The sequence below is a fragment of the Streptomyces sp. NPDC005728 genome (assembly GCF_040630895.1).
Classification (GTDB): domain Bacteria; phylum Actinomycetota; class Actinomycetes; order Streptomycetales; family Streptomycetaceae; genus Streptomyces.
Map to the genome: position 1 here is coordinate 26045 of NZ_JBEXYL010000073.1, position 16833 is coordinate 42877.

General features: G+C 69.9%; 14 protein-coding genes. 11 read left to right on the forward strand and 3 right to left on the reverse strand.

Annotated features, from left to right (window positions below; genetic code table 11):
• Nucleotides 1-21 precede the first annotated feature (21 nt).
• Both ABZ471_RS34975 and ABZ471_RS34980 read right to left on the reverse strand, forming a co-directional pair.
• Entirely contained in the window at nucleotides 22-1251 is a 1230-nt protein-coding gene (locus tag ABZ471_RS34975) for a DUF349 domain-containing protein (protein WP_359072241.1), read from the reverse strand.
• 166 nt (nucleotides 1252-1417) lie between these two features.
• On the reverse strand, nucleotides 1418-2236 hold the full coding sequence (locus tag ABZ471_RS34980) for a peptidylprolyl isomerase (RefSeq protein ID WP_359072243.1): 819 nt from the start codon (nucleotides 2234-2236) through the stop codon (nucleotides 1418-1420).
• Between the two features lie 178 nt (nucleotides 2237-2414).
• Between ABZ471_RS34980 and ABZ471_RS34985 the strand changes: the two genes are divergently transcribed.
• The 5 genes from ABZ471_RS34985 to rpsD all read left to right on the forward strand — a co-directional run bounded on the left by ABZ471_RS34985 (nucleotide 2415) and on the right by rpsD (nucleotide 7582).
• Nucleotides 2415-3122, forward strand: coding sequence for an MBL fold metallo-hydrolase (locus ABZ471_RS34985; protein ID WP_359072245.1), 708 nt, complete (start codon nucleotides 2415-2417; stop codon nucleotides 3120-3122).
• Between the two features lie 13 nt (nucleotides 3123-3135).
• Nucleotides 3136-4398, forward strand: coding sequence for a histidine--tRNA ligase (hisS, locus tag ABZ471_RS34990; protein ID WP_359072247.1), 1263 nt, complete (start codon nucleotides 3136-3138; stop codon nucleotides 4396-4398).
• Nucleotides 4399-4606: 208 nt separating this feature from the next.
• Nucleotides 4607-5263: a vitamin K epoxide reductase family protein gene (locus ABZ471_RS34995; RefSeq protein ID WP_359072248.1), complete on the forward strand. Its 657-nt coding sequence runs from the start codon at nucleotides 4607-4609 to the stop codon at nucleotides 5261-5263.
• Between the two features lie 43 nt (nucleotides 5264-5306).
• Nucleotides 5307-6662, forward strand: a complete 1356-nt coding sequence (locus ABZ471_RS35000; protein WP_359072250.1) for a replication-associated recombination protein A — start codon at nucleotides 5307-5309, stop codon at nucleotides 6660-6662.
• A gap of 305 nt (nucleotides 6663-6967) precedes the next feature.
• Complete coding sequence (gene rpsD, locus ABZ471_RS35005; protein WP_359072252.1) at nucleotides 6968-7582, forward strand: 30S ribosomal protein S4; 615 nt, start codon at nucleotides 6968-6970, stop codon at nucleotides 7580-7582.
• Nucleotides 7583-7603: 21 nt separating this feature from the next.
• On the opposite strand, the gene ABZ471_RS35010 is transcribed toward rpsD, so the two are convergent.
• A complete protein-coding gene (locus ABZ471_RS35010) occupies nucleotides 7604-9808 on the reverse strand; it encodes a regulator (protein ID WP_359072253.1) in 2205 nt (734 codons plus the stop codon).
• A 153-nt stretch (nucleotides 9809-9961) separates the two neighbouring features.
• Between ABZ471_RS35010 and ABZ471_RS35015 the strand changes: the two genes are divergently transcribed.
• The 6 genes from ABZ471_RS35015 to ABZ471_RS35040 all read left to right on the forward strand — a co-directional run bounded on the left by ABZ471_RS35015 (nucleotide 9962) and on the right by ABZ471_RS35040 (nucleotide 16574).
• Complete coding sequence (locus ABZ471_RS35015) at nucleotides 9962-10417, forward strand: DUF948 domain-containing protein (protein ID WP_359072255.1); 456 nt, start codon at nucleotides 9962-9964, stop codon at nucleotides 10415-10417.
• Nucleotides 10418-10426: 9 nt separating this feature from the next.
• Nucleotides 10427-10774: a hypothetical protein gene (locus ABZ471_RS35020; protein WP_359072256.1), complete on the forward strand. Its 348-nt coding sequence runs from the start codon at nucleotides 10427-10429 to the stop codon at nucleotides 10772-10774.
• Nucleotides 10774-13446 carry an alanine--tRNA ligase gene (gene alaS / locus ABZ471_RS35025; protein WP_359072257.1) on the forward strand — a complete coding sequence of 891 codons (2673 nt, stop codon included), beginning with the start codon at nucleotides 10774-10776 and terminating at the stop codon, nucleotides 13444-13446. Before ABZ471_RS35020 ends, alaS begins: the two co-directional genes overlap by 1 nt.
• A gap of 14 nt (nucleotides 13447-13460) precedes the next feature.
• Nucleotides 13461-13925: a Holliday junction resolvase RuvX gene (gene ruvX / locus ABZ471_RS35030; protein WP_359072259.1), complete on the forward strand. Its 465-nt coding sequence runs from the start codon at nucleotides 13461-13463 to the stop codon at nucleotides 13923-13925.
• Between the two features lie 122 nt (nucleotides 13926-14047).
• A complete protein-coding gene (gene mltG / locus ABZ471_RS35035; RefSeq protein WP_359072261.1) occupies nucleotides 14048-15754 on the forward strand; it encodes an endolytic transglycosylase MltG in 1707 nt (568 codons plus the stop codon).
• On the forward strand, nucleotides 15735-16574 hold the full coding sequence (locus tag ABZ471_RS35040) for a shikimate dehydrogenase (RefSeq protein WP_359072263.1): 840 nt from the start codon (nucleotides 15735-15737) through the stop codon (nucleotides 16572-16574). The genes mltG and ABZ471_RS35040 overlap by 20 nt, the downstream gene beginning before the upstream one ends.
• Nucleotides 16575-16833: the final 259 nt, after the last annotated feature.

Genomic DNA, 16833 nt, shown 5'->3' on the forward strand with positions numbered 1-16833 from the left:
GCGTGTCAGAAGCGGGGAAAATCAGCCGCCGAACTCGTGGAGGCCCTTCAGCGCCTGGTCCAGGAGCGCCTGGCGGCCCTCCAGCTCCCGCTCCAGCTTGTCGGCCTTGGCGTTGTTGCCCTGGGCGCGGGCCTGCTCGATCTGCGCCCTCAGCTTGTCCACGGCGGCCTGCAGCTGACCGGTGAGACCCTCGGCACGCGCGCGTGCCTCCGGGTTCGTCCGGCGCCACTCGGTCTCCTCGGCCTCCTGGATGGCCCGCTCGACCGCGTGCATCCGGCCCTCGACCTTCGGACGCGCGTCCCGCGGGACATGGCCGATGGCCTCCCAGCGCTCGTTGATCGAGCGGAAGGCGGCCCGGGCGCCCTTCAGGTCCGAGACCGGCAGGATCTTCTCGGCCTCCTCGGCCAGTTCCTCCTTGAGCTTCAGGTTCTCCGACTGCTCGGCGTCCCGCTCCGCGAAGACCGAGCTGCGGGCGGCGAAGAACACGTCCTGGGCGCCGCGGAAGCGGTTCCACAGGTCGTCCTCGTGCTCGCGCTGGGCGCGGCCCGCGGCCTTCCACTCCGACATCAGCTCGCGGTAGCGCGCCGCGGTCGGGCCCCAGTCCGTGGAGCCGGAGAGCGCCTCGGCCTCGGCGACCAGCCGCTCCTTGGCCTTGCGGGCATCCTCGCGCTGCGAGTCCAGCTGCGCGAAGTGCGCCTTGCGACGCTTGGAGAACGCCGACCGGGCGTGCGAGAAGCGGTGCCACAGCTCGTCGTCGGACTTGCGGTCCAGACGCGGCAGCCCCTTCCAGGTGTCCACCAGCGACCGGAGCCGCTCGCCGGCCGCCCGCCACTGGTCGGACTGAGCCAGCTGCTCCGCCTCGGTGACCAGGTCCTCCTTGGCCTTGCGGGCCTCGTCGGACTGCTTGGCCCGCTGAGCCTTGCGCTCCTCACGCCGGGCCTCGACCGTCTCCACGAGCTTGTCGAGGCGGACCCGCAGCGCGGCCAGGTCGCCGACCGCGTGATGGGCGTCGACCTGCTCGCGCAGGTGGCCGATCGCGGTCTGGGCGTCCTTCGCCGACAGGTCCGTGGTCTGTACTCGCTTCTCGAGGAGGCCGATCTCGACAACCAGGCCCTCGTACTTGCGCTCGAAGTAGGCAAGCGCCTCCTCAGGGGAGCCGGCCGCCCAGGAACCGACGACCTGCTCGCCGTCGGCCGTACGCACGTACACGGTCCCCGTCTCGTCGACGCGGCCCCACGGGTCGCTGCTCACAGCGCCTCCTCCACATGATGCCTGCGAGGGGCCTCAGTGCCCCCGGGCATCGTCCACAGTTTCGTCACGGCCAACATAGGCGACCAGCGGGTTGCGTGTCCGCATCCAGCGCGACCGAAATTCCGCTGTTGGCCGTCTTCGGCTTTCTTCAGATTTCGGGACGGCGTCAGGACTTGGTGACCGTCGCCTTGTTGATGACGACCGTCGCGTTCGGGGCACCGTCACCGGCACCCGTGTTCTCGCCCGCGGCCGCAATCTTGTCGAGCACCTTCAGGCCGGCCTTGTCGATCGTGCCGAACGGTGTGTAGTTCGGCGGCAGCTGGCTGTCCTTGTAGACCAGGAAGAACTGGCTGCCGTTGGTGTTGGGACCGGCGTTGGCCATCGCCACCGTGCCCGTCGGATAGACGTTGCCCTTGAGGCTCTTGTCCTTCAGGTTCTCGTCCTTGAGCTGGTAGCCCGGGCCGCCGCTGCCGAGGCCCGTCGGGTCGCCGCACTGCAGCACGTAGATGCCGTTCGTGGTCAGACGATGGCACTTGGTGTGGTCGAAGTAGCCCTTGCCCGCAAGGAAGTCGAACGAGTTCACGGTGTGCGGCGCCGCCGACGGCTTGAGCGCGAGGTCGATGTCACCGCACGTCGTCGCGAGCTTCATCGTGTACTGCGCCGACGTGTCGATCGACATCGCCGGCTCCTTCTTCCAGCTCTGCTTCTTGATCGAGCCCGCGGCCGGCTTCTCGCACGGGTCCGGCGCCTTGCTGGTCGGCTTGGCACTCGGCGTGACGTCCGCGCTCGCGTTGGTCTTCTTGTCGTCGTTCTTCAGCACCCCGGTCGTGTACAGCGCGATGCTGCCGATCACGACCACGCCGAGCACCGACGCGATCACGGAGTTGCGCATGTTTGTCTTGCGCCGCGCGCTGGTGCGCCGCTGCTGCTGCCGCAAGAACTTCTCCCGGGCGAGCTGACGCCGCCGCTGCTCCTGGCTGACCACCGGGTTCTCTCCTCATGCGTGTCGTGTGTCGACCGGTACGCGTGCGTCCTGTGAGCCGACACCGCGTGTAGCCCCGTACCGTATATGGGTTCGCTGAGGAAACGGCAGCGCCGGTAGTCTCTTGACCACGGGCTGCCTGCCCGCAAGCCCTCCCGTATCGACACAACGAAGGACGATCGTGCTCATTGCCGGGTTCCCCGCCGGGGCCTGGGGGACGAACTGTTATCTCGTCGCCCCCGCCGCCGGTGAGGAGTGTGTGATCATCGACCCGGGCCACCAGGCCGCCCCAGGCGTCGAGGAAGCACTGAAGAAGCATCGGCTCAAGCCCGTCGCCGTCGTCCTCACCCACGGCCACATCGATCATGTGGCCTCGGTCGTCCCCGTGTGCGGCGCTCACGACGTACCGGCCTGGATCCACCCCGAGGACCGGTACATGATGAGCGACCCCGAGAAGGCGCTCGGCCGGTCCATCGGCATGCCGCTGATGGGCGAGCTGACCGTGGGGGAGCCGGACGACGTCAGGGAACTGACCGACGGCGCCGGCCTCGAGCTGGCCGGGCTGGAGTTCTCCGTCGCGCACGCACCGGGCCATACCAAGGGGTCGGTGACCTTCCAGATGCCCGAGACCGCGGACATCCCCTCGGTCTTCTTCTCCGGGGATCTGCTGTTCGCCGGCTCCGTCGGACGCACCGATCTGCCGGGTGGCTCCATGGAGGACATGCTCGACTCGCTGGCCCGCGTGTGCCTGCCGCTCGAGGACTCCACCGTGGTGCTGTCCGGCCACGGCCCCCAGACGACCATCGGCCAGGAGCGCGCCGCCAATCCCTATCTGCGGCAGGTGGCGACCGGCCAGGGAGCCCTCCAGGCTCCCCGACGAGGAATGTGACGAGAGAGCTTCCGTGAGCACCTTCAAGGCCCCCAAGGGCACCTATGACCTGATCCCGCCGGACTCTGCCACGTACCTGGCGGTCCGCGAGGCGATCGCGGCCCCGCTCCGCAACTCCGGCTACGGCTACATCGAGACTCCCGGTTTCGAGAACGTCGAACTCTTCGCGCGCGGTGTGGGTGAGTCCACCGACATCGTGACCAAGGAGATGTACGCCTTCGAGACCAAGGGCGGCGACAGGCTGGCCCTGCGTCCCGAGGGTACGGCGTCCGTCCTGCGCGCGGCCCTGGAGGCCAACCTGCACAAGGCGGGCAACCTCCCGGTCAAGCTCTGGTACTCCGGCTCGTACTACCGCTACGAGCGCCCCCAGAAGGGCCGCTACAGGCACTTCTCCCAGGTCGGCGCCGAGGCGCTCGGAGCCGAGGACCCGGCGCTGGACGCCGAGCTGATCATCCTCGCCGACCAGGCGTACCGTTCCCTGGGCCTCAGCAACTTCCGCATCCTGCTGAACAGCCTGGGCGACCAGGAGTGCCGGCCGGTGTACCGTGCCGCGCTCCAGGACTTCCTGCGCGGCCTCGACCTGGACGAGGACACGCGCCGGCGCGTCGACATCAACCCGCTCCGGGTCCTCGACGACAAGCGCGAGTCGGTCCAGAAGCAGCTGACGGGCGCGCCGCTGCTGCGCGACTTCCTGTGCGACGCGTGCAAGGCCTACCACGAGGAGGTCCGCGAGCTGATCACGGCGGCGGGCGTGTCCTTCGAGGACGACCCGAAGCTGGTCCGCGGTCTGGACTACTACACCCGCACCACCTTCGAGTTCGTGCACGACGGTCTGGGCTCGCAGTCCGCCGTGGGCGGCGGCGGCCGCTACGACGGCCTGTCCGAGATGATCGGCGGCCCCGCGCTCCCGTCCGTCGGCTGGGCCCTCGGCGTCGATCGCACGGTGCTGGCTCTGGAAGCGGAGGGCATCGAACTGGAGCTGCCCTCCGCCACCAGCGTCTTCGCGGTCCCGCTCAGCGAGGATGCCCGGCGCCTGCTGTTCGCCAAGGTCACCGAGTTGCGCAGGGCCGGCGTCGCGGCGGACTTCTCCTACGGCGTCAAGGGCCTGAAGGGCGCGATGAAGAACGCCAACCGCAGCGGGGCCCGCTACGCGATCATCGCGGGTGAGCGCGACCTCGCCGAGGGCGTCGTCCAGCTCAAGGACATGGAGTCCGGCGAGCAGACGGCGGTCGGCGTGAACGAGATCGTCGCCGAGCTGGAAGCACGGCTCGGCTAGTCGCACGCGCGCGTGGGCGCCGGATGCTCCTCCCGGGGGGCGTCCGGCGCCTTTGTCGTATGCGGCTGCCGATGCTGTCCGGAACCGAGTATTCGGCACCCGTCGTACGTACATGCTTATGCGGAGCGAACGGTGCGTACCCGCGTGGGTGCGGCACAATGACCCGTGCCCGAAGATGGTCCAACTCTCAAGTGACGGAATCGGCGTGATGAGCAAGACGACAGTCAAGGACGTCTCCACAGAGCCCGGGCCCGAGCGTGCCGCCGACGCACCCCGCACGGTGGGCGGCAGCCGCGCCTTCGCCCTGCTACTGGTGATCACCGGCGCCGCCGGACTGCTCGCCGCGTGGGTCATCACGATCGACAAGTTCAAGCTGCTGGAAGCCAAGGTCGAGGGCAAGACCTTCACCCCCGGGTGCAGCCTCAACCCGGTCGTCTCCTGCGGCAGCGTCATGGAGAGCAAGCAGGCGGCCGCCTTCGGCTTCCCCAACCCGATGCTCGGCCTGGTCTGCTACGGCATCGTCATCTGCGTCGGCATGAGCCTGCTGGCCCGCGCCCGCTTCCCGCGCTGGTACTGGCTGACCTTCAACTTCGGCACGCTCTTCGGCGTCGCGTTCTGCACCTGGCTCCAGTTCCAGTCCCTGTACCGGATCAACGCGCTGTGCCTGTGGTGCTCGCTGGCCTGGGTCGCCACGATCGCCATGTTCTGGTACGTCACCTCGTTCAACATCCGCAACGACTTCCTGCCGTCCCCGCGCTGGCTGAAGTCCTTCTTCGGCGAGTTCACCTGGGTCGTGCCGGTCCTGCACGTCGGGATCATCGGCATGCTGGTCCTGACCCGCTGGTGGGACTTCTGGACCAGCTGACAGTCCGGACGGGATTGTCAGTGGGGTGACATAGGGTTTCAGCGTGGAACCCGACCTGTTCACCGCCGCAGCGGAAGAACGCCAGGAGAAGGACCCGGCAGGCAGTCCCCTGGCGGTGCGGATGCGCCCGCGCACCCTCGACGAGGTGGTGGGCCAGCAGCACCTCCTCAAGCCGGGATCCCCACTGCGCCGACTGGTCGGCGAGGGCAACGGCGGCCCCGCCGGGCCGTCCTCGGTGATCCTCTGGGGCCCGCCCGGCACCGGCAAGACGACGCTCGCCTACGTCGTCTCCAAGGCCACCAACAAGCGGTTCGTGGAGCTGTCCGCGATCACCGCGGGCGTCAAGGAGGTCCGCGCCGTCATCGACGGCGCCCGCCGCGCCACCGGCGGCTTCGGCAAGGAGACCGTCCTCTTCCTGGACGAGATCCACCGCTTCAGCAAGGCCCAGCAGGACTCCCTGCTCCCCGCGGTCGAGAACCGCTGGGTGACCCTCATCGCGGCGACCACGGAGAACCCGTACTTCTCGGTGATCTCCCCGCTGCTGTCCCGCTCCCTGCTCCTCACCCTCGAACCCCTCACCGACGACGACGTCCGCGGACTCCTGCGGCGGGCGCTGAGCGACGAGCGCGGCCTGGGGGACGCCGTCGCCCTCCCCGAGGACACCGAGGACCATCTCCTGCGCATCGCCGGCGGCGATGCCCGCCGCGCCCTGACCGCCCTGGAGGCGGCCGCCGGAGCCGCCCTCGACCAGGGTGAGACGGAGATCAGCCTCCAGACCCTGGAGCAGACCGTCGACCGGGCCGCGGTGAAGTACGACCGCGACGGCGACCAGCACTACGACGTCGCCAGCGCCCTCATCAAGTCCATCCGCGGCTCCGACGTCGACGCGGCCCTGCACTACCTGGCCCGCATGATCGAGGCCGGCGAGGACCCCCGCTTCATCGCCCGCCGCCTGATGATCTCCGCCAGCGAGGACATCGGCCTGGCCGACCCGAACGCGCTGCCCATCGCGGTCGCCGCCGCCCAGGCCGTCGCCATGATCGGCTTCCCCGAGGCCGCCCTCACCCTCAGCCACGCCACGATCGCCCTCGCGCTCGCCCCCAAGTCGAACTCCGCGACCACCGCGATCGGCGCCGCGATGGAGGACGTACGCAAGGGCCTGGCCGGATCGGTTCCGCCGCACCTGCGGGACGGGCACTACAAGGGCGCGGCCAAGCTCGGCCACGCCCAGGGCTACGTGTACCCGCACGACCTGCCCGAGGGCATCGCCCAGCAGCAGTACGCCCCGGACGCCCTCAAGGACCGCGAGTACTACACGCCGACCCGGCACGGCGCCGAGGCCAGATACGCGGACGCCGTGGAATGGACCCGCAACCACCTCGGTCGCAAGCGGTCCTGAGCACCCTGTAGAATCGCCCGGAGTGCTGAGTCCCGCGCAGTCAGAGCGGGACAGTCAGCCGGAGACCCGATCCGACTCGGATCGGCTCCAGGAGCGTCGCGCACCGTCGAACGGTGTCGCGGGCAGCCCACCACCACCCGGAGTTCCGGGAACGGCCGGTGGGCCACTCGCGTGCTGCACGTATGTGCCCAGACCAGGGGAGCGGCTGCCCGACAGGTCCCATGCGGACCCGGCGGGTTTCCCCGGCTGCGGATGCGACCTCCCTGAACCCTGACAAGCCGGAAAACAGAAGGAAGAAAGAAACAGTGGCGAACCAGTCCCGCCCCAAGGTCAAGAAGTCGCGTGCCCTCGGCATCGCGCTGACCCCGAAGGCCGTCAAGTACTTCGAGGCCCGCCCCTACCCGCCGGGCGAGCACGGCCGCGGCCGCAAGCAGAACTCGGACTACAAGGTCCGTCTGCTCGAGAAGCAGCGTCTGCGCGCGCAGTACGACGTGTCCGAGCGCCAGCTCGTCCGCGCCTACGAGCGTGCCTCCAAGGTCCAGGGCAAGACCGGTGAGGCCCTGATCATCGAGCTGGAGCGCCGTCTCGACGCGCTGATCCTGCGTTCGGGCATCGCCCGCACGATCTACCAGGCCCGCCAGATGGTCGTTCACGGCCACATCCAGGTCAACGGCCAGAAGGTCGACAAGCCGTCCTTCCGCGTCCGCCCGGACGACGTCGTGCAGGTCCGCGACCGCTCCAAGGACAAGACGCTCTTCCAGATCGCCCGTGAGGGTGGCTTCGCCCCCGACGGTGAGACCCCGCGCTACCTGCAGGTGAACCTCAAGGCCCTGGCGTTCCGCCTGGACCGCGAGCCGAACCGCAAGGAGATCCCGGTGATCTGCGACGAGCAGCTCGTCGTCGAGTACTACGCCCGCTGATCCCAGCCCCGGCGTAGCACCTCAGCCCGCCGTCTCCCCGCCCTTCCGGGTGGGCGAGGCGGCGGGTTCGCGTTTCCCGGCGTTCGCGCGGGCGTGCGACACCGGTCCGCGCGGGGCCGGCAGCCCCCGCAGCGGCCGTACACCGTCGTGGCCCAGCGCCCGCGCCACGGCCGCTTCCCGGTCCAGCCGCGCCCCGTCCCGCAGGCACTCCTCGTACCGCTCGTCGCCGAGGGCCTGCCGGGCGGTCGCCTCGCACAGCTCGTGCGGGGCGTTGTAGTACGCCGAGCCGAACAGCGGCAGCCCCACCGACGGCCACAGCCGCTCCGCGGCGCCCTGGAGGACCGCGGCCTCGGCCGGGTCGCCCTCGGACGCCGTCACCAGCGCCAGCAGCTCCAGGGTCAGCACCGACGCGAGCAGATCGTGGAACGCGTGCGCGTTGCCCAGGCAGTCCGCGAGCAGCTCCCGCGCACCGCCCTGATCCCCGTCCCGCCAGGTCGCGTACCCCAGCACGTACAGCGCGTACGACCGTGTCCACCGCTCACCGTGGTCCTCGCACACCCGGCGTACGTCCTCGCACAGCCGTACCGCCTCCGCCAGGTCCCCCTGGAAGGCCCGCGCCATCGCCAGCTCCACCTGGCCCATCAGGACGTTGCTGTTCAGCTCGCCGGTTTTCCGGTAGCGGTCCAGCGCCGAGCGCAGCAGTGTTTCTGCGCGCGGCATGTCATCCGTGACCAGGGCCAGACACCCGGTGCGATGCTCGGCGTACGCCACCGCCGTCCCGTCCGCGACCCGCTCCGCCTGCTCCCGGCACTCCTGCAGCGCGGCCAGCGCCGGCACGGTGTCGCCCTGCAGGATCGCCACATAGCCGAGCACCCACAGCGCCTTCAGCCGCGACTGCTCGTACTCCGAGTCCAGCTCCACGCTGCGCTCCAGCCAGCGGCGCCCCTCCGACAGCCGCCCGCAGCCCGCCCAGCAGAACCAGAGCGAACCCGCCAGGTACTGGCCCAGATGCGCCTCGTCCGGCTGGGTCAGACAGAACTCCAGCGCGGCTCGCAGATTCGGCAGCTCGGCCTCGACCCGCGCGGCCACCTCGCGCTGCCGGGGCGAGAACCAGTCCAGCTCGCACCAGGTCGCCAGCCCGAGATACCAGTCGCGGTGCCGCCGTCGCAGCCGTGGCGCGTCCCCGGTCGCCTCCAGCCAGTCGGCGCCGTAGGCCCGGACCGTGTCCAGCATCCGGTAGCGGGGACCCGCAGGGGTCTCCTCGAGGGAGAAGACCGACTGGGTGAGCAGCTCCGAGAGCACGTCCAGGACGTCCTCCGCAGGCAGCCCGTCCCCGCTGCACACGTACTCGGCCGCCTCCAGGTCGAAGGTCTGCGCGAACACCGAGAGCCGCGCCCACAGCAGCCGCTCGGCGGGCGTGCACAGCTCATGACTCCAGCCGATCGCCGTGCGCAGGGTCTGGTGGCGGGGGAGGGTGTCCCGGCCGCCGCCGGTCAGCAGCCGGAACCGGTCGTCCAGGCGCTGCAGCAGCTGCGCCGGGGACAGGGCCCGCAGCCGCCCGGCGGCCAGCTCCAGAGCCAGCGGGATCCTCTCCAGCCGGGCGCACAGCTCCCGCACGGCAGGGCAGTCGGCCACCGTCAGGCCGTGCTGCCGCGCCCGGTCCGCGAACAGCTCCACCGCCTCGTCCTCGGCCAGCGGAGCCAGCGGGAACAGCCGCTCGCCGGCCAGCCCCAGCGGACGCCGGCCCACGGCCAGCACCCGCAGCTCCGGCAGTTTGCGCAGCAGCTCCGCGACCAGCTCGGCACAGGACGCCACCAGGTGCTCGAACCCGTCAAGCACCAGCAGGAGACGGCGGTCGGCGAGGTGCCCGAGCAGGGTCTCGACCGGCGGCCGGGTGGTGTGGTCGGTCAGCCCCAGCGCCTCCACCACCGCGTACTCCACGAAGTGCGGATCGCGCACGGGCGCCAGCTCGACCCTCCCCCAGGCTCTCGGCTCCGCCCGGGCAGGGGGGACCTCCGTCGCCCCGTCCCGGGACGCCCACCGTGCCGCCGCCCGCGCGGCCAGCCGGGACTTGCCCACACCGCCGATGCCGGTCACCGTCACCAGCCGGGCCGCCTCCACCGCCTCGGCCAGCTCGGCGAGTTCCGCCGAGCGTCCGACGAAAGCGGTCAGTTCAAGGGGCAGATCGCCGTCCGCGCAGGGGTCGGGGCGCTGAGGACCTCGCATGGGACACGGAGCGTACTGAACCGCTTTCATTCCGTGCAATCGCTTCCCGCAACTCCGCCGCGCGCCGACCGTAATCCGGTACGGAGGCCCACCCCCGGCGCGATAGGCTCGGTGCACGACTTTTTCGAAGCTCAGGCACGTTTCAGGGAGCGGGTGCGCACAGTGTCCGGTGGAGAGGTGGCCGGGATCCTGGTGGCCGTCTTCTGGGCGATCCTGGTCTCCTTCCTCGCCGTGGCACTGGTGAGGCTGGCCCAGACGCTCAAGGCGACCACCAAGCTCGTGGCGGACGTGACCGACCAGGCCGTCCCGTTGCTCGCCGACGCCTCGGCGGCCGTGCGCTCCGCGCAGACCCAGATCGACCGGGTCGACGCGATCGCCACCGACGTCCAGGAGGTCACGTCGAACGCCTCCGCACTCTCGACCACCGTGGCCTCCACCTTCGGCGGCCCGCTGGTCAAGGTCGCGGCCTTCGGCTACGGCGTCCGCCGGGCTCTGGGCGGCCGCAAGGAGGACGTGCCCGCGAAGACACCGAGGCGTACCGTGATCGTGGGTCGGACGGTCCCGGCCGCGCGGCGGGGCAAGCGAAACCTCCGCGGAAAGAGGGACTGAGACCTAGCGATGTTCCGCCGTACGTTCTGGTTCAGCACGGGTGTCGCCGCCGGTGTGTGGGCCACCACCAAGGTCAATCGCAAGCTGAGGCAGCTGACGCCCGAGAGCCTCGCCGCGACCGCGGCCAACAAGGCCCTGGAGACCGGTCAGCGCCTGAAGGACCGCGCGGTCGGCTTCGCGCTCGACGTCCGCGACAACATGGCGCAGCGGGAGGCCGAGCTGGAGGAGGCGCTGGGCATCCACGACAGCCCCGGACTCCCCGAGCCCCGTCAGCACACCGCCATCGAGAACAACCGCAGCAACCCGAAGTACATCGAGAACACGACGTACTCGTACAACCGGAATGAGGACCACTGATGGAGTCGGCCGAGATTCGCCGCCGCTGGCTGAGCTTCTTCGAGGAGCGCGGGCACACCGTCGTCCCTTCGGCGTCGCTCATCGCGGACGACCCGACTCTGCTCCTCGTCCCCGCCGGCATGGTTCCCTTCAAGCCCTACTTCCTGGGTGAGGTCAAGCCGCCTTACGCCCGTGCCACCAGCGTCCAGAAGTGCGTGCGCACGCCCGACATCGAAGAGGTCGGCAAGACCACCCGCCACGGCACGTTCTTCCAGATGTGCGGCAACTTCTCCTTCGGCGACTACTTCAAGGAAGGCGCCATCAAGTACGCCTGGGAGCTGCTCACCAGCCCCCAGGACAAGGGCGGTTACGGCCTGGAGCCGGAGAAGCTCTGGATCACGGTGTACAAGGACGACGACGAGGCCGAGCGCATCTGGCACGAGGTCGTCGGCGTGCCGAAGGAGCGCATCCAGCGTCTCGGCATGAAGGACAACTACTGGTCCATGGGTGTCCCCGGACCCTGTGGCCCCTGTTCCGAGATCAACTACGACCGCGGCCCCGAGTTCGGCGTCGAGGGCGGGCCCGCCGTCAACGACGAGCGGTACGTGGAGATCTGGAACCTCGTCTTCATGCAGTACGAGCGCGGCGAGGGTATCGGCAAGGACAACTTCGAGATCCTCGGCGAGCTGCCGAGCAAGAACATCGACACGGGCCTCGGCATGGAGCGCCTCGCCATGATTCTGCAGGGCGTGCAGAACATGTACGAGATCGACACCTCCATGGCCGTCATCAAGAAGGCCACCGAGCTGACCGGCGTGGCCTACGGCGACGCCCACGACTCGGACGTCTCCCTGCGCGTGGTCACCGACCACATGCGTACGTCGGTGATGCTCATCGGCGACGGCGTCACCCCCGGCAACGAGGGCCGTGGCTACGTCCTGCGCCGCATCATGCGCCGCGCCATCCGCAACATGCGCCTGCTGGGCGCCACCGGTCCGGTCGTCCTCGACCTGATCGACACCGTCATCGCCATGATGGGTCAGCAGTACCCGGAGCTGGTCACCGACCGCGAGCGCATCGAGAAGGTCGCCGTCGCCGAGGAGAACGCCTTCCTCAAGACGCTGAAGGCCGGCACCAACATCCTCGACACCGCCGTCACCGAGACCAAGCAGGCCGGTGGCACGATCCTGGCCGGCGACAAGGCCTTCCTGCTCCACGACACCTGGGGCTTCCCGATCGACCTCACCCTCGAAATGGCCGCCGAGCAGGGCCTTTCCGTGGACGAGGAGGGCTTCCGCCGCCTGATGAAGGAGCAGCGGGAGCGCGCCAAGGCCGACGCCCAGGCCAAGAAGACCGGCCACGCCGGCGCCGGTGCCTACCGCGAGATCGCCGACAAGACCGGCGAGACCGACTTCATCGGCTACGCGGACACCGAGGGCGAGACCACGATCGTCGGCATCCTCGTCGACGGCGCCTCCTCCCCGGCCGCCACCGAGGGCGACGAGGTGGAGATCGTCCTGGACCGCACTCCCTTCTACGCCGAGGGCGGCGGCCAGATCGGCGACACCGGGCGGATCAAGGTCGACTCCGGTGCCGTCATCGAGATCCGCGACACCCAGAAGCCGGTTCCGGGCGTCTACGTCCACAAGGGCGTCGTCCAGGTCGGCGAGGTGACCGTCGGCGCCAAGGCCCACGCCTCCATCGACCACCGTCGCCGCAAGGCCATCGCCCGCGCCCACTCGGCCACGCACCTGACCCACCAGGCCCTGCGCGACGCCCTCGGCCCGACGGCCGCCCAGGCCGGTTCGGAGAACCAGCCCGGCCGCTTCCGCTTCGACTTCGGTTCCCCGTCCGCCGTCCCGACGGCCGTGATGACCGACGTCGAACAGAAGATCAACGAGGTGCTCGCCCGCGACCTCGACGTGCACGCCGAGGTCATGGGCATCGACGAGGCCAAGAAGCAGGGCGCCATCGCCGAGTTCGGCGAGAAGTACGGCGAGCGGGTCCGCGTCGTGACCATCGGCGACTTCTCCAAGGAGCTGTGCGGCGGCACGCACGTGCACAACACCGCCCAGCTGGGCCTGGTGAAGCTGCTCGGTGAGTCCTCCATCGGCTCGGGCGTCCGTCGTATCGAGGCCCTCGTCGGCGTCGACGCCTACAACTTCCTCGCCCGCGAGCACACGGTCGTCGCCCAGCTCCAGGAGCTGGTCAAGGGCCGTCCGGAGGAGCTTCCGGAGAAGATCTCCGCCATGCTCGGCAAGCTGAAGGACGCCGAGAAGGAGATCGAGAAGTTCCGCGCCGAGAAGGTGCTCCAGGCCGCTGCCGGTCTCGCCGAGTCCGCCAAGGACGTCCGCGGGGTCGCCGTCGTCACCGGTCAGGTCCCGGACGGCACCACGCCGGACGACCTGCGCAAGCTGGTCCTCGACGTGCGGGGCCGCATCCAGGGCGGCCGGGCCGCCGTGGTCGCCCTCTTCACGGTCAACAACGGCAAGCCGCTGACCGTCATCGCCACGAACGAGGCCGCCCGCGAGCGTGGCCTCAAGGCCGGTGACCTGGTCCGTACCGCCGCCAAGACCCTCGGTGGCGGCGGTGGCGGCAAGCCGGACGTCGCCCAGGGCGGCGGCCAGAACCCGGCCGCCGTCGGTGAGGCCGTCGAGGCCGTCGAGCGACTCGTCGCCGAGACCGCCAAGTAAGGAAACGGTCGGAAATGCGCAGAGGACGCCGACTCTCGATCGATGTCGGGGACGCCCGGATCGGGGTCGCCTCGTGTGACCCCGACGGGATCCTCGCCACCCCGGTGGAGACCGTCCCCGGCCGGGACGTCCCGGCCGCCCACCGCCGGCTGAGGCAGCTGGTGGAGGAGTACGAACCGATCGAGGTCGTCGTCGGGCTCCCTCGCTCCCTCAAGGGGGGCGAGGGCCCGGCCGCACTGAAGGTCCGCACCTTCGCCCAGGAACTCGCCGAGGGCATCAAGCCGGTGCCGGTGCGCCTGGTGGACGAGCGGATGACGACCGTGACGGCCAGTCAGGGACTGCGCGCCTCGGGGGTGAAGTCGAAGAAGGGCCGCTCGGTCATCGACCAGGCCGCCGCCGTCATCATTCTTCAGCAGGCCCTGGAATCCGAACGGGTGTCAGGTAAAGCACCCGGCGAGGGCGTCGAAGTGGTCATCTGATCGCGATACGGTAACGTTCCGCGCGATGCGGCGGCGTTCGAACAGCCGCCGCACAGCAAGAGGCGGAACGGAAGCCGGTCCACCGGCCGCGCTACCGTCGGCCTCGCGGCTCTAGGGGATCGATGACTGAGTATGGCCGGGGCCCTGGCTCCGAACCGTGGCATCCGGAGGACCCGTTGTACGGGGACGACGGATGGAGAGGGCAGCAGACCCATGCGGGTCAGCAGTCCCCCTACGACGGCCAGGCGCAGCAGCAGTACCCGCAGCCGCAGTACGGCGACTGGACCCAGGGGCAGCAGCCCGGGTATGACCAGCAGCAGCACCAGTACTACGACGGACAGGGCCATCAGCAGTACGGCCAGCAGTACGCCGGCCAGGACCAGCAGTACGTGGCCCAGGCCCAGCAGCAGTACCAGCACCAGGGCGGGTGGGACGCGACCGGCACCCACGGCCATGTGCCCTACGCGGCCGACCCCGGCGACCCGTACGGCCAGCAGCCCGTGGCCTACGGCGGCGAGCAGCCCGACTTCTACGGCACCGAGGACGCCTACCCGCCGCCGGAGCCGCCCGGCCGCAGGCGCCCCGAGTCGAAACCGGAGCCGGACCCGGAGACCGGCTGGGACCCGGGTGAGGACCAGGGTGAGCACGCCTTCTTCGCGGGCGGCGGCGATGATGACGAGGACGCCGACGAAGCGGACAGCCGCAGCGGACGCGGCGAGCGACGCGGCAAGAAACCCGTCAAAAGCAAGAAACGACGCACCGGCTGCGCCTGCATGGTGGTCGTCCTGGTCTTCGGCGGTGGCCTGGGCACGGTCGGCTACTTCGGCTACAAGTACTACCAAAATCGTTTCGGCGCGGCCCCGGACTTTGCGGGCGACGGCATCAACGAGACGGTGACCGTCGAGATCCCCAAGGGCGCGGGCGGCATGGAGATCGGCCGCCGCCTGAGGGAGGCCGGGGTCGTCAAGAGCGTCGACGCGTTCGTCCACGCGCAGGGAACGACCCCGGGCGGCGACGGAATCCAGGCCGGCGCTTATGTCCTGAAGAAGGAGATGTCCGCCGCCAGCGCCGTCAAGATGATGCTCGACCCGAAGAGCCAGAACAATGTGGTCGTCACGCCCGGCGAGCGCAACGCCGGTGTCTACGCGGCGATCGACAAGAAACTCGAACTCTCCACCGGAACGACCCGGAAACTCGTCAAGCAGCAGTACAAGACGCTCGGTGTGCCGAGCTGGGCGCAGAGCAGCAGCGACATCCAGGACCCGCTGGAGGGCTTCCTCTTCCCGGGCACCTATCCGGCGGCGAAGGGCATGAAGCCCGAGGCGATCCTGAAGCAGATGGTCACCCAGGCCAAGGAGAGGTACGCCGCCTACGACCTGCCGGCAAAGGCGAAGGCGCTGGGTCTGAGCAACGCGTTCCAGCTCGTGACGGTCGCGAGCCTGGTCCAGGCCGAGGGCAAGACGCACGACGACTTCCGCAAGATGGCAGAAGTGGTCTACAACCGCCTCAAGCCCACCAATACCGAGAGCAACCGGCTGCTGCAGTTCGACTCGACGTACAACTACCTCAAGGGCACGAGCAACATCCACATCTCCGAGAAGGAGATCAACAGCAACCCGAGCCCGTACAACACATACACCCACAAGGGCCTCCCGCCCGGTCCCATCGGCAACCCCGGCGAGGACGCGATGAAGGCGGCGCTGAATCCGACCAACGACGGCTGGATGTACTTCGTGGCGACCGACGGTGTGAGCAACACCGAATTCGCCAGGACCAACGAGGAATTCGAAAAGCTCAAGGACAAGTTCAATGCCAACTCGGGCAACTGACGCCCGCCGGGCCGCCGTGCTCGGTTCGCCCATCGCCCACTCCCTCTCCCCGGTGCTGCACCGGGCTGCCTACGACGCACTCGGGCTCACCGACTGGTCGTACGACCGCTTCGAGGTCGACGAGGCCGCCCTGCCCGGCTTCTTCGCGAAGCTGGGGCCGGAGTGGGCGGGGCTTTCGCTGACCATGCCGCTGAAGCGGGCGGTCATCCCGTTGCTGGACGAGATCAGCGAGACGGCCGCCTCGGTCGACGCCGTCAACACGGTCGTCTTCACCGAGGACGGACGCCGTACCGGTGACAACACCGATATCCCGGGCATGGTGGCCGCCCTGCGTGAGCACGGCATCGAACAGGTCGACTCCGCGGCGATCCTCGGCGCCGGTGCCACCGCCTCCTCGGCGCTGGCCGCGCTCGCCCGGATCTGCACGGGCGAGGTCGTCGCCTACGTACGCAGCGAGGCCCGCGCGGCCGAGATGCGCCAGTGGGGCGAACGGCTCGACGTGGACGTCCGTACGGCTCCCTGGGCGGACGCGGAGCAGGCCCTGCGCGCCCCCCTGGTGATCGCCACGACCCCCGCCGGCACCACCGACGCCCTCGCCGCCGCCGTACCCGAGCGTCCCGCCACCCTCTTCGACGTGCTCTACGACCCCTGGCCCACCGAGCTCGCGGCCCGCTGGTCCATGTTCGGCGGCGCCGTCCTCAGCGGCCTCGACCTGCTGGTCCACCAGGCCGTTCTCCAGGTCGAGCAGATGACCGGCCGCTCCCCGGCCCCCCTGGAGGCCATGCGGCACGCCGGCGGGAAGGCGCTCGCGGCTCGCTGACCGGCTCGCTCCGGTCGGCCGCGCGTCCCGCCTGCTGGACCGGCGGCCGGACACCGGACCCGGACGTGGGAGGATCGGAGGTGGCGGACCGGGGTCGCGCACCCGGTCGCGCCGTCGCCGTACGCGAGGACGTGCGTACGCAGGGCAGTACCGGGCGCGAACACGGAGGAGCACCGTTGAGCAGGCTGCGTTGGCTGACCGCGGGGGAGTCCCACGGTCCGGCACTTGTCGCGACGCTGGAGGGACTTCCCGCCGGCGT